Raw genomic sequence first — 13,604 nt, 5'->3', positions numbered from 1 at the left:
CCAGCGATGACTTCAGCAAGAACGCCGCAAATTTCGGATCAGGCCAAGTCCACCAGAACAATCTCACTGTCCTCAATGGCCGTCACCCGCAACACGGCCTCATCGGCCACCGCGACTCCGTCTCGAGCTTGTGCGCGCAAGCCATTGACTTCAATGACCCCGGTGGCCGGTACCAGGTACGCACGACGACCGTTGTCCAAGTGGTACTCGGCAGTCTCGCCAGCCTTCAGATTGGCCGCCACCAGCCGGGCGTCGGCGCGGATGCGCAGGCTCTGTTCGTCGCCTTCCTTGCCGCTGGCCAGCGTGACAAAACCTTCGCGGTCGCCTTTCGGGAACGGCTTGGCGCCCCAGGAAGGGGCCAGGCCGGTCTCGTTGGGGATGATCCAGATCTGGAAAATCCTCGTCGGTGTAGCTTCCAGGTTGTACTCGCTGTGGGCGATCCCGGTGCCGGCGCTCATGACCTGGACGTCACCGGCTTCGGTGCGGCCCTTGTTGCCAAGGTTGTCCTGGTGGGTAATGGCGCCTTCGCGGACATAGGTGATGATCTCCATGTCGCGGTGCGGATGTTGCGGGAAACCGGTGCCAGGAGCGATCACGTCGTCATTCCAGACCCGCAGGTTGCCCCAGTTCATACGTTTGGGGTCGTAGTACTCGGCGAACGAAAAATGGTGGTGAGCATCCAACCAGCCGTGGTTAGCACCGCCGAGCGAGTTGAAAGGCCTGAGTTCGAGCATGATCGTCTCCTGAAAAGCTTCGTCGGTGGGTAATGACGGCCATCATCCAACAGGCAACAATCGATAAAAAGCGTAAAAAATGCAGCATTCCCATCGAATCGATAGATATGAAGTTATCTCGAAATTATCTCATCCAACCTTCAATTCATCGCATAAGCCAATGAGTCATAAGCAATTGACTAGAACTCAAGGGCAAATGCAGACACCATAGCGCCCAACAGCCTCACACCCTGGAGTCAGTCCGCGTGCCGCAACACACCCCCGATCTTCCTCCTGAACTTCGTCCCCTGGCCGAGATGCCGCTGATCAAGCGATTGCTCGCCCGGTTCTTCGGCTACAGCCTGACCCGCCTGCACGCACAGCACCGTGCGTCGTGGTTGCACGGCCAGGCTGATGGTTTTCGCAGTGGACACAGCGCCGGGGTCGATTACGGCTACAAGGAAGGCAAGCTCGAAGGGCTGGAGGAGGGTCGGCAGGTCCTGCTGATCCGCGACTCGCGCAGCACTGAACACCGGCCACCGAATGTCGATGAGCTGCTGTTCGACGATTGGCGCCTGCCCTTGAGCGCCGAGTTGAAGAAGCGCATGAAGGCGGATGTCGCCCGGTTGCTGCCGGCCCATGCCCAGCCCAGCGCCGCCCAGTGGAAAATGATCTTCAGCGACACGCCGTCCACTTCGGTGATCGCGGGCGCCGGTGCAGGCAAATCGACCACGCTGGTGCTGCGCATCCTGCTGTTGAGCCATTACCTGGGCTTCGAGCTGAGTTCGATGACCGTGGTGACCTTCACCCGCGAGTCGCGCAAGGACTTCATCAACAAGCTGATCGAACTGTTTGCGCTCTGGGGCCGCGCGATCAGTTTCAAGGAGGCGCGGGACCTGGTGCGCACCTTTCACTCGCGGATCCTGCCGATGGTGCGCAGCCTCCCGGGGTTCGAGCGTTTGCAGGCTTTCGAGAACCTCAGCCTGCGGGCGGCGCAGGGTGACGAGGAGGTCGACAGCAATCCGTTCGACCTGCGCATCAACGACGCTCAACGCCAACAGCTCAATGCCTGCTATCACCGTCTACACCGCGACGATGAGCGTTTTCGCGAGCTGATCAAGCCGTTGTCCCGGCATGCCCTGCAACTCAAGGAGCTGGAGCGCGATCACCCGGATGTGCAGAAACGCATCGGCGTGACCGAACTGGCGGCCAAGCGCGATGAAGAGTTGTGCGACACCCTTGAGGATTTGTGGATTCGCGCTGGTGCCTGGCCGATCAAGGGTATCGAGCCGAATCGCCAGTCGTTCGATATCAATGGCTCGACATTCCATTGTCACGGCTACATTGCGTCCCTGGATGCCTGGGTGGTGCTGGGGTTCGATCCCGGGGAAAGCCCGCAGCTGGCCCGGCCAAACGCCAAGCTGTCGGTGCGCGCAGAGTGGGCGGTAAAGCGCACCCTGTTTCAAGCTTTCTGCCGTAAGCCACTGATATGGCTGGATAGCTACGAATCGTCAAAGCGTGTCCTGGCCTCCCTTGCCGGCGATGCCAGTGCCGGGCCGGGCTTCGATTACAAGGTCAAGGGCGAGCTCGCTTCGGCGCCGCTGCTCGATTGTTTTGTCGCCGCCGCCGGGTTCATCGAAAACCTCGGTCTGGACGTGCCGAGCGCCGTGGGGCAGATGAGTTTCGCCAAGGACGATCCCGACCGGTTCTTCTTTGAAGCCTTGAGTCTGTACTGGCGGGCGCTGGAAGATCACTTGCTCGATCAGAAACCGCCGATCATGACCTACAACCGGATGTTCGCCCTGTTCAGCGAACATTCGCCGGAGAATCTGAAACTGCTCGGCGACGAGTTGCTGCGACCGCTGTCGCACCTGATGATCGACGAATTCCAGGACGTTTCGCCGCAGATCGTCTCCTGGATCCGGGCCAGCCTGGCGGAGATCCGCAGTCGCGGGCCGGCCATGCATGTCGGACGCGGGGCCCAGCGTTCCTCGTTGCTTTGTGTGGGTGATGACTGGCAGTCCATCTATGGCTGGCGCGGCAGTTCGCCGAGCTACTTCATGGAATTCAACAAGGAGTTCCCGTCGCCGAGCACCACCAGGGTCATGCTCAGCGACAACTACCGCAGCCACCAGTACATCATCGATGCCGCCGAGCACATCGTGCGCGCAGCACCAGCGATTGCCGGGAAGAAAGCCAAGGCCAGCGGTGAGCCCAAGGCATTGCTGCCGGTGAACGTCCTCGACCGTGATGACCAGGGCATGGCGCAGCGCCTGATGGAGCATTACCGGAAGGGTGATTCAATCTTGATGCTTTATCGAAAAAGTAGCGATAAGTCATTGATAGAAGAGCATATTCAGTCTGTAGTTAATGTTGATTCGAGCTTGCCGTACGAGGCTCGCAGGCTCAAGCAACTGACCTATCACAGCGCCAAGGGCCTCCAGGCCGATGCAGTGTTCCTGCTCGGCGACTGTCAGCACCTGACCAGTTCACCCTACAAGAACCAGGTCTACCGCCTGGCGGGCCTGGGCAAGGCCGGCGACAGCGAACCCTACGACAACGCCCAGAAGGACGAGATCCTGCGCCTGGCATACGTGGGCATTACCCGAGCCGTCAGCCATTGCTACTGGTACGTCGATGCGCAAGACACCCAGGCCGCGAACCTGCCCAAGGCATCCGACCGGGTTGGCAAGGGCAAGGCGTTTTTTGTCGATCATCGTAAAAGCCAGACCACCGCCTGAATCGCAACCCTGTAGGAGCCGGCTTGCTGGCGATGGACTCAAGTGCGCCGCGTTTATCCAGGTCACACGCGTCAACGTTAACGACCATCGCTGGCAAGCCAGCTCCTACAAGGGACCGCGTCCTGGTCGAAATGATGTGAACGCCAAACTGTAGGAGCCGGCTTGCTGGCGATGGACTCGAGTGCACCGCGATTATCCGGGTTACACGCGTTATCGTTAACGTCTATCGCTGGCAAGCCAGCTCCTACAAGGGACCGCGTCCTGGTCGAAATGATGTGAACGCCAAACTGTAGGAGCCGGCTTGCTGGCGATGGACTCGAGTGCACCGCGATTATCCGGGTTACACGCGTTATCGTTGACGACCATCGCTGGCAAGCCAGCTCCTACAAGGGACCGCGTCCGGGTCGAAATGATGTGAACACCAAACTGTAGGAGCCGGCTTGCTGGCGATGGACTCGAGTGCACCGCGTTTATCCGGTTCACAGCGTTATCGTTAACGTCCATCGCGAGCAAGGAATTGCGCTCAACAAAAAGCCCACTTGAAGTGGGCTTTTTTGACTACTGAATCTTCAGGCGTAACTCCTGAGGGCCTCCGGTGGAACGAAGGCTTCAAGCTCATCCTCCACCGCTTCGATTATTCGTTCGACATCCGCGGCGTTCATCACGGTAGCGCACGGAATACCGGCAATGGCGATCATGGTCTCGCCAGTGGCACGGTCAAAAAGACGGGCAATCATGCTGCCCGGCGCGTCCATGCTCGCCTCGAATCCCATGGGATGAAAATGCCAGCGCATCAGCTGGCAGGCGTTTGGAAAGGTGACCTTGCTGAAGCCTTTGTTCATGTGTTGCCCGCCTTCAGTATCGAGCGCTTCCTTTAGCTCATGGTAGGAGGGAAGAACCTTCATTGGTTCAACCAGTGACAGTCTTTAAAAGTAGCATCCGTGTGTGAAAGGAATGTGGTTTTTTCAGGCCGTTTGGCGATTGCTGGCGTTTTTTTGATTCAGGTCACGCTTTGGTGGTGTTTGCCGCCCCAAACCCTCATCCGTTTAGTCGTTGAAGCCTGAGCGGAAGTTGGGCAAGCTCGGCTTTTTTTGCCGGGACTTTCAATGCACGCCGATGATGATGGCCCGCTGCAAACCCAGGCCACGGCCGAGACGGTCATGCGCTATCACTTGCGCTGGAAGCACCGGGACCTGGACGGCGTCATGGCGCTCTATCACCCGCAGGTGCAGTACAACGATTTCTTCCAGAACCGGGTCATGGGCCTGGCCGAGTTGCGCGAATACGTGCGCAGCAGCATGCCCCGGGACCCCGATGAAGCGCTGGAGCACTCCGACCGCATTCGCCTGGACGGCAACACCGCGTTCATCCAGTACCGCATCACCTTGCGCGGTGGTGAAGGGCTGGTGTCGTTCCGCGCCAGCGAGGCGATCACCGTCAAGGACGGGCTGATCTGGCGGGTCAATGAATACGCCTCGCTGGTGCATGAGCAAGCGGGCAGCAAAGCCACCCACAGCCAGCGCCCGGCCGTCAGCCGGCTCGGTCTGTCGCCGCGCCAATTGAGCTTCATGGCCGAGGACCTGCAGCAGTATTTCCAGGGCCAGCAACCGTATCTCGACCCGGAGCTCGATCTGCAGCGGGTGGCGAAGGAGTGCGGGTACAGCCGCAATCAGATTTCCTACCTGTTGAACCAGGTCCTGGGCCAGAGCTTCTACCGCTACGTCAACCAGGCGCGCCTGCAACATCTGCTGGCAGCGCTGGATGCCGCCACGCCACCGCTGCGCATCGATGAGCTGGCCTTCGCTGCCGGGTTCAATTCGCTGTCGGCGTTCTACAGCTGTTTCCGCCAGCACACCGGCCAGTCACCCAAGGCCTACGTCAAACAAATTTCTTTGCGTGCACGCGCGCAAGACAGCGTCTGAGCCCACGCACTAGGATCGACGCCATCGAAGTTTGAGTGGCGGAGTCTTGCATGTCGGCGTGGCGCGATATCAGTTTGTGGATGGACCAGCTCGACGAGCCGTTGTTGGCACGTCCCACGCTGGAGCAGGACCTGGATGTCGAGGTGGCGATCATCGGGGCGGGGTACACCGGTCTCTGGACCGCGTACTACCTCAAGCGGCACAAACCCGAGCTGAACATTGCCATCATCGAAGCGCAAACCGCCGGTTTCGGCGCGTCGGGGCGCAATGGCGGCTGGCTGATGGGCAATTTGCTCGGTGAGGAACGCCTGCTGGCCAATCTTTCCGCCGAACAACGCCGAGCCTCCTACGATTTATTGCACAGCATCCCGGATGAAGTGCGGATTGTCCTCGAACGTGAGGGCATCGACTGCGATTACCGTAAAGGCGGGGTGCTGTATTGCGCCGCGCGCTACCCGGAGCAGGAGACCAGCCTGCGTCACTATCTGGACGATCTCCACCGCCAGGGCCTCGACGATAGCCACTATCGCTGGCTGACGCCGGAACAACTGGCACAGCAGATTCGCGTCGCCAAGCCCTATGGCGGCATCTACGCGCCGCATGTAGCGACCATCCACCCGGCCAAACTGGTGCGCGGGCTGGCCCGGGCGGTGGAGCGCCTGGGGGTGAAAATCTACGAAAACAGCCCGGTCACCCATTGGCAATCCGGCGGCCTGCGCACGGCGAAAGCATCTGTGCGCTGTCACTGGGTGGTGCCGGCGGTAGAGGGTTACTCCATCACCTTGCCGCCGTTGGGGCGCTATCAGATGCCGGTGCAGAGCCTGATCGTCGCGACCGAGCCGTTGTCCGCGGCGACCTGGGACGAAATCGGCCTGAGTCGCGGCCAGGCCTTCAGCGAGGCCAGTCGCCAGGTGACCTACGGCCAGCGCACCGCTGACAACCGTTTGATCTTCGGCGCCCGTGGCGGCTATCAGTTCGCCGGCAAGCTGCGCCACGACTTCGACCTGACCGCGGATGAAAAAGACCTGCGGCGTTATCTGTTCGGCGAGCTGTTCCCGCAGTTGAAGAACGTACAGATCACCCATTCCTGGGGCGGCAACCTGGGCATGTCCCGGCACTTCAAGCCACACATGCTCTGCGACCGGGCCAGCGGCATCGCCTTGTCCGGCGGTTATGGCGGGGAGGGTGTCGGCGCCAGCAACCTGGGGGGGCGCACGCTCGCCGACCTGATCCTCGGCCGCGACAGCGATCTGGTGCGTCAGCCGTGGGTCATCCCCCGGCGCGGCCTCGACGCGCTCAGGGCCTGGGAGCCGGAACCCGTGCGCTGGCTCGGCTACAACGCAATCATCCGCAGCTTTGTCCATGAGGACCAGACCCTGGCCAACCCGGCCACTGCGCCCTGGCGGCGCAAGCTGGCCAGCGGGGTCGCCGGTTTCATGGAAGGTTTCATGCACTGAACGGTGCGCTCTTCATCTACAGGCCAGATCGACAGGTATTCCCATGAGCATCACGCAATTCAAGAACACCGCAACCCTGAAACTGGACGAGTCCAATCCGGTCGCCGTCCCCCCGGGTACGCCCGTGGCCGTGGCGTCGACCACCAGTGTGGAACGCGACGACGGCGTCGAGACGGGCGTTTGGGAATGCACCCCGGGGCGCTGGCGGCGGCAGATCGTCGCCCAGGAGTTCTGTCACTTCATCCAGGGCCGCTGCACCTTCACCCCCGACGGCGGAGAACCGCTGCACATCGAGGCCGGCGACGCACTGATGTTGCCGGCCAACAGCCTCGGCATCTGGGACATCCAGGAAACCGTGCGCAAGACCTACGTTTTGATTTTTGAATTCCCAGGAATTTGAAAGCTGATCCTTTGATTGCCTGCCAATAACAACAACCCCTACAGGAATCGACTCATGATCCGAAAGACCCTGACACTGGCCCCGCTGATGCTGGTTGCATCGATCAGCCAGGCGGCCGAAACCGTCAAAATCTACAACTGGTCGGATTACATCGCACCGGACACCACCAAGGATTTCCAGAAAGAAACCGGCATCGGCTTCACCTACGACGTCTACGACAGCAACGAAACCCTCGACGGCAAGCTGATGACCGGCAAATCCGGGTATGACGTGGTGTTCCCGTCCAACCACTTCATGGCCCGGCAGATCGAAGGCGGTGCACTGAAGAAACTCGACAAGAGCCAGTTGCCGAACTGGAAGAACCTCAACCCGGTCTTGCTCAAGGCATTGCAGACCAACGATCCGGGCAACGAGCACGGCTTCCCGTACCTGTGGGGCAGCACCGGCATCGGCTACAACATTGCCAAGGTCAAGGCCGTGCTGGGCGACAACGCCCCGGTGGATTCCTGGGACCTGATCTTCAAGCCCGAGAACATGCAGAAGTTGCAGAAGTGCGGCGTGGCCATTCTCGACAACGGCCCCGAATTGCTGCCGGCGGCGCTGAACTACCTCGGCCTGCCGCATCACAGCAAGAACCCGGAGGACTACAAGAAGGCCGAAGCGCTGCTGTTGAAAGTGCGGCCGTACGTGAGTTACTTCCACTCGTCCAAGTACACCAGTGACCTGGCCAACGGCGATATCTGCGTGGCGGTCGGTTTCTCCGGCGACATCCTGCAGGCGGAAAACCGCGCCAAAGAGGCCAACAACGGCATCGAGATCGGCTATGCGATTCCCGAGGAAGGTGCGGCGATCTGGTTCGACATGGTTGCGATGCCGGCCGACGCTCCGGACGAAAAGGCCGGCTACGCCTTCATGAACTACCTGCTGCGCCCGGACGTCATGGCCGGCGTCAGCAACTACGTGCACTACGCCAATGGCAACGAACAGGCCGACAGCCTGATCGACCCGGCGATCAAGAACGACACCAAGGTTTACCCAAGCCCGGAAATGATGGGCAAGCTGTTTGCGCTCGAAGCCATGCCGTTGAACATCGACCGGGTTCGCACCCGCGTGTGGAACAAGATTCGCACCGGCAGCTGAAGCATCGAGCGGTCATCGGGACAGGATGTCCCGATGTCAGGCCTTCAGCCCACCGGCTCGACTGCGCACGTCATCTGTCCTGAGCCGGGTATCTGCAGGAACACGTCATTGCCCAATTGCCAGAAGCTGTAGTTGCCCTTGGAATCCTTGCCCGTGTACTGGTTTCCGGAGTTGCTCGGCACCTGGTTCAGGGTAATGGAGGTGTTCGCCCATTTGAGGAACAAAACGCCCGGGTCGACGGTAAAGAAGGTGGCGGCAACCAAAGCGTTGAACCCTGCGCAACGATAGGCCAGCGGGCCTTCGGTGAGCCTGCTCGGGTCTTTGGTTCTCGCAATGGCCGAACCCTGGCGCAGCTGGAACGCACGCTCGGCATAGTTTCGCACGACGCATTCCCTGGCTTGGGGCCCGGCACCGCACTGGTTACGGGACTGGACCCAGAACCGCTGATCAATCTCGACTTTATCCGGACGCGGCACTGAATGGTCGTCGGTGAGCGCCAGCAGATAAAGTCGATTGAGTTCCAGGTCCATGCGCGCCAGTTGCGCGTCGTGACAGACAAGCTGTTCGACGGATGCCTGGGGGTTGCTGCAATCGAAACTGGTTTTGTACGTTGGCAAGGGCTTTGGCTTTGCCTTGGTGGCGGCGTCACACACGCTCGCCGTCACGCACGTGCTGACGGCGAGCACTGAGGCCAGGAGTGGCATGACCATTTTCATTTCGGCGTCACCTGAATCTTTGCGTGATGCCCGTATTGCAACGCATCGTGTCGAAGCGTTGCACAGTCATTCGGTCGCACGGGTCTATCGAGTGTAAGGCAGTGCTCGAAACCTGCCACATCGTGCCAGGAGAAACGTCAGTCTTCCTCGCGAATCGTCGCCACTTCATCGGCCCTGACCTTCACCTTCGCGCCTGAAATGTCCTCGAACTCGAAGAAGCCGTCGCTTGTCCTGGTTTTCGGCATGTCCTTGGTCAGGTACTGGGTGCCGTTCTGCAGCGTCACCACCGTTGGCGTCGAGCAGCCTGCCAGCATCAGCAGGGCCGCAACGGCCAGGGGCAAACCCAAAGTCTTGATGTCCATGATCACCTCTCGTTCATTTTGAAGCAGTGCCATCAGCTTGCGCCTGTCACTGCACTCCCATGGCGGTTGGTGCCGCCAGGGGGCAGAAAGTTCTGCCGCCCGGGAAATATTCCTTACAGCGCCTCCATTTATCCTTTTCCGATTGCACCGGGTGGGGCGGAACTGGTATCTGTACGCATAACCAGTACTCGCTCGCCATGGCCCATTTCCTGTGACTGCAAATCCGCTAGACGATCCGTTCTATTACCTTAACAACTTCATGCAAGTGCTTGATTGGCTTGAACAGCGCTTTGCCGATGTGCTGAGCGCCGAGGAGCTGTGCTTCGTTCTTGAGTTTAGGCTGTTGCCCCGTGAATCGCAGGCACTGCTGGTCAGAATGGTCATGCGCAAGGGCATTCATTTCAGGGCGAGCAAACTGCATTACGAGGAAATCGGCGATATCGTCAGCGCCGCCGGCCCGCTGTTGGCGCTTGGCTGGGTCGATGAGCAAATGCCGTTGACGGTCGAAACGCTGTTCGAGGTGCTGCTCAAGGGGGAAATCCTCCAGGCCTTTGGTCCAGTCATCGATCAGCCCAAAGGCAAGAAAGCCGATTGGTTGCCAGCGCTGTGCGAGCAGTTTCCCCAGGCGCAAAGCTTCAAAGAGTGGTGCCCGAGCCTGGACGAACGCCTGTTCAGCCTGACCATCATGGAGTTGTGCGATCGCCTGCGCCTGATGTTCTTCGGCAACCTGTATCAGGACTGGTCGGAGTTCGTCCTCGCCGACCTGGGCATTTATACCTACGAAAAAGTCGAATTCTGCGCCGAGTCCCGGGGCTTGCGCAGCCGCGAAGACGTGGATGCCTGCGTCCTCCTGCACGCGTACCAGCAACAATTCGAGGCCGGTGAAGCGCTGGACGCGGTGGCCGGGCGCATCAACAGGCTGGTGTTGGACAACCCGTGGCTGCAACGCCGGCGCGCCAGGCTGCTGTTCCAGATGGGCCAGCATTGCGAACGCATCGCCGATTTCGCCATGGCCCTGAACCTCTACCGCGAATGCGCCTATCCCGGTGCGCGTTCGCGGCTGATTCGCGTGCTGGAACGCAGCGGTGAGTTTGAACGGGCTCTGGATCTGGCCATGCAGGCTGAACAGGCACCGCAGAGCGCCGCCGAGCAACAACAGTTGCTTCGCGTGTTGCCACGCCTGCGACGCAAGCTCGGCGGGCCGCCGATCAAGCGCGCGGCGCCTCGGCACATGCAGCGCCTGGACCTGCAATTGCCAAGGCTCGACCCGGCAATGTCGGTCGAGTTTTACGTTCAGGCGCATCTGGCGGAGGATTCGGCACCGGTGCACTACGTCGAAAACAGCCTGGTCAATTCACTGTTCGGCCTGCTGTGTTGGCCCGCGATCTTCGCGCCTTTGCCGGGTGCGTTTTTTCACCCGTTCCAGCGCGGGCCGGTGGATTTGCTCAGCGAAGACTTCCATGGCCGCCGGGCCGAGCTGTTTGCCGCGTGCCTGGCCGAACTCGACGACGGGCGCTATCGGCAGACCATCCGCGAACGTTATGCGGCCAAGTGGGGCGTGCAGTCGCCGTTCGTGTTCTGGAGCGTGCTTGACGAGGCGCTGCTGGAGCAGGCCCTCGATTGCCTGCCGGCTGAGCACCTCAAGCATTGGTTCAACCGCCTCCTGCTGGACATCAAGGCCAATCGCGCCGGCATGCCGGACCTGATCCAGTTCTGGCCGCAGCAAAAGACCTACCGCATGATCGAAGTCAAAGGCCCGGGCGATCGCCTGCAGGACAACCAGTTGCGTTGGTTGGAGTTCTGCCACGAGCACCAGATGCCGATCACCGTGTGCTACGTGCAATGGGCGGAGCAGGGCGCTTGAGCTACAGCATTGCGGTGCGGGCGCTGTGTGAGTTCACCGCCAAGACCGGCGACCTCGACCTGCGCTTCACACCGTCGCCCACTGCGCTGGAGGGCATCGTCGGGCACCGTACGGTGGCCTCGCGACGCAGCGAGGGCTACCAAAGCGAAGTCGCCCTTGAAGGCCTGTATCGAACCCTGACGGTCAAGGGCAGGGCCGATGGCTATGACCCGGCGCAAAACTGCCTGGAGGAGGTCAAGACCTACCGCGGGGACCTGAGCAAACAACCGGCCAACCACCGCCAGTTGCATTGGGCCCAGGCGAAAATCTACGGCTGGTTGATGTGCCGCAAACTCGATCTGCCGCGGATCAACCTGGCGCTGGTGTATTTCGACATCGTCAGCGAAAGGGAAACCTGCCTGGTCGAGCCCTTCGAGGCCGCGCAGTTACAGGAATTCTTCGAACGCCAATGCGCGCGGTTTCTGCAATGGGCGCAGCAGGAAGTCGCCCATCGCGACGGGCGCAATCTGGCGGCGCAACGCCTGGCCTTTCCCCACGCCGACTTTCGGCCGGGGCAGCGCCATCTGGCCGAGTCGGTGTTCAAGGCCGTCAGCACCGGGCGCTGCCTGATGGCGCAGGCGCCCACGGGCATCGGCAAGACCCTGGGCACCCTGTTTCCCATGCTCAAGGCACTGGCGCCGCAGCAGTTGGACAAAGTGTTCTTCCTCACGGCGAAGACCCCGGGCCGCAAGCTGGCCCTGGACGCCGCGCAGGTGATTGTGGCCAGTGCCGATGCGCCGCCGTTGCGGGTGCTGGAGATGATCGCCCGGGACAAGGCCTGCGAACACCCGGACAAAGCCTGCCACGGCGAGTCCTGTCCACTGGCCCGGGGTTTCTACGATCGCCTGCCCGCCGCACGGCAGGCGGCCAGCCGACTGAGCCTGCTGGACCAGAGCGCCTTGCGCGAGGTCGCCCTGGCGCATGACGTCTGTCCGTATTACCTGAGCCAGGAAATGGCGCGCTGGGCCGACGTGGTGGTGGCCGACTACAACTATTACTTCGACTTCAGCGCGCTGCTGTTCGGTCTGGCCCAGGCCAACAATTGGAAAGTCGCGGTGCTGGTCGACGAAGCCCACAACCTGGTGGAGCGCGGCCGGCAGATGTACAGCGCGAGCCTCGACCAGGGGACCTTCAACGGCGTGCGCAAAACCGCACCCGACGTGCTGAAAAAGCCGATGCAGCGAGTCAACCGTGAGTGGAATGCCTTGAATGGCACGCAAACCGGCGCCTACCAGGCCTACGACAAGGCGCCGGAAAAGCTCCTTCAGGCACTGTCATCGTGCAGCGCCAGCATCGGTGACTACCTCAACGATCACCCGCAAGGGCTGGACAGCGCACTGCAGGGCTTCTACTTCGACATGCTGCAGTTCTGCCGGGTGGCCGAGCTGTTCGATGAGCAGTTCCTGTTCGACATCAGCAAGCGCGACCTCGAGCGCAAGCGCAATCTGTCGCTGCTGTGCCTGCGCAATGTGGTGCCCGCAGGCTTCATCCGCCCGCGCCTGACGGCCGCGCGCAGCACGGTGCTGTTTTCCGCGACCCTGAGCCCCCGTCACTATTACGCCGATTTACTGGGCACGCCGACTGATACGGTGTGCATCGATGTCGAGTCGCCGTTTCATGCCGATCAACTGCAGGTGCACATCGTCAACCAGATCTCCACGCGGTTCGTGCATCGCCAGTCCTCCCTGGCACCGATCGTGGACTTGATCGCCGCACAGTTCTGCAAGAGCCCCGGCAACTACCTGGCGTTTTTCAGCAGCTTCGATTACTTGCAGCAAGTGGCGCAGTTGTTGGCCGAGAAGCATCCGCACATCAGCCTGTGGTCGCAGTCCCGAGGCATGGGCGAAACGCAACGCCAGCAGTTTCTCGATCAATTCCACGCCGACGGCCAGGGCATCGGCTTTGCTGTATTGGGCGGGGCCTTTGGCGAGGGCATCGATTTGCCCGGTGCGCGGTTGATCGGTGCATTTATCGCCACCTTGGGGCTCGCGCAGCTCAATCCGGTGAACGAGCAGATGAAACGGCGCATGGCCGCCATTTTTGGTTCCGGCTACGATTACACGTATCTGTATCCCGGCGTACAGAAAGTGGTGCAGGCCGCCGGGCGGGTTATCCGTACGCAACAGGACCAGGGGGTGGTGATGTTGATCGACGACCGCTTCGGCGAGAGCAAGGTCAGGCAGTTGCTGCCGCGTTGGTGGGCTGTCCAAATTCCCGGTATGACGCATACTCCAGAGAAACCATGAGGCG

The 13,604-nt window shown here is 60.9% G+C and carries 11 protein-coding genes; 7 read left to right on the top strand and 4 right to left on the bottom strand.

Annotated features, from left to right (window positions below; genetic code table 11):
* Positions 1–38: 38 nt before the first annotated feature.
* Complete coding sequence (locus tag AB4O16_RS02215) at positions 39–734, bottom strand: pirin family protein (protein WP_160385554.1); 696 nt, start codon at positions 732–734, stop codon at positions 39–41.
* Positions 735–979: 245 nt separating this feature from the next.
* Between AB4O16_RS02215 and AB4O16_RS02210 the strand changes: the two genes are divergently transcribed.
* Positions 980–3,454, top strand: coding sequence for a UvrD-helicase domain-containing protein (locus tag AB4O16_RS02210; RefSeq protein WP_460156872.1), 2,475 nt, complete (start codon positions 980–982; stop codon positions 3,452–3,454).
* Between the two features lie 569 nt (positions 3,455–4,023).
* Here AB4O16_RS02210 and AB4O16_RS02205 read toward each other — a convergent pair.
* The gene (locus tag AB4O16_RS02205) at positions 4,024–4,296 is read right to left on the bottom strand and encodes a DUF1652 domain-containing protein (RefSeq protein WP_160386983.1); all 273 of its coding nucleotides are present in this window, start codon (positions 4,294–4,296) and stop codon (positions 4,024–4,026) included.
* Between the two features lie 264 nt (positions 4,297–4,560).
* On the opposite strand from AB4O16_RS02205, the gene AB4O16_RS02200 reads away from it, so the two are divergent.
* From AB4O16_RS02200 to AB4O16_RS02185, 4 genes are read left to right on the top strand one after another with little or no spacing between them, the layout of a single operon-like run.
* A complete protein-coding gene (locus AB4O16_RS02200; protein WP_460156871.1) occupies positions 4,561–5,376 on the top strand; it encodes a helix-turn-helix transcriptional regulator in 816 nt (271 codons plus the stop codon).
* A gap of 50 nt (positions 5,377–5,426) precedes the next feature.
* Complete coding sequence (locus AB4O16_RS02195) at positions 5,427–6,833, top strand: NAD(P)/FAD-dependent oxidoreductase (protein ID WP_460156870.1); 1,407 nt, start codon at positions 5,427–5,429, stop codon at positions 6,831–6,833.
* Positions 6,834–6,876: 43 nt separating this feature from the next.
* Positions 6,877–7,233, top strand: a complete 357-nt coding sequence (locus tag AB4O16_RS02190; RefSeq protein ID WP_460156869.1) for a cupin domain-containing protein — start codon at positions 6,877–6,879, stop codon at positions 7,231–7,233.
* 54 nt (positions 7,234–7,287) lie between these two features.
* The gene (locus AB4O16_RS02185; protein ID WP_460156868.1) at positions 7,288–8,373 is read left to right on the top strand and encodes a polyamine ABC transporter substrate-binding protein; all 1,086 of its coding nucleotides are present in this window, start codon (positions 7,288–7,290) and stop codon (positions 8,371–8,373) included.
* Between the two features lie 44 nt (positions 8,374–8,417).
* Here the strand turns inward: AB4O16_RS02185 and AB4O16_RS02180 are convergent, their stop codons facing one another.
* Positions 8,418–9,089, bottom strand: a complete 672-nt coding sequence (locus AB4O16_RS02180; RefSeq protein ID WP_460156867.1) for an MliC family protein — start codon at positions 9,087–9,089, stop codon at positions 8,418–8,420.
* A 137-nt stretch (positions 9,090–9,226) separates the two neighbouring features.
* Positions 9,227–9,451, bottom strand: coding sequence for a YgdI/YgdR family lipoprotein (locus tag AB4O16_RS02175; protein WP_160386984.1), 225 nt, complete (start codon positions 9,449–9,451; stop codon positions 9,227–9,229).
* Between the two features lie 259 nt (positions 9,452–9,710).
* On the opposite strand from AB4O16_RS02175, the gene AB4O16_RS02170 reads away from it, so the two are divergent.
* Together AB4O16_RS02170 and AB4O16_RS02165 are read left to right on the top strand one after the other, a co-directional pair.
* The gene (locus AB4O16_RS02170; RefSeq protein ID WP_460158108.1) at positions 9,711–11,315 is read left to right on the top strand and encodes a VRR-NUC domain-containing protein; all 1,605 of its coding nucleotides are present in this window, start codon (positions 9,711–9,713) and stop codon (positions 11,313–11,315) included.
* On the top strand, positions 11,312–13,600 hold the full coding sequence (locus AB4O16_RS02165; RefSeq protein WP_460156866.1) for an ATP-dependent DNA helicase: 2,289 nt from the start codon (positions 11,312–11,314) through the stop codon (positions 13,598–13,600). Before AB4O16_RS02170 ends, AB4O16_RS02165 begins: the two co-directional genes overlap by 4 nt.
* The last annotated feature ends 4 nt before the right edge of the window (positions 13,601–13,604 follow it).

It is taken from the genome of Pseudomonas sp. S2_H10 (assembly GCF_054668285.1).
The sequence above is the reverse complement of the archived record's forward strand: the minus strand, read 5'-3'. Positions and strand labels throughout refer to the sequence as shown.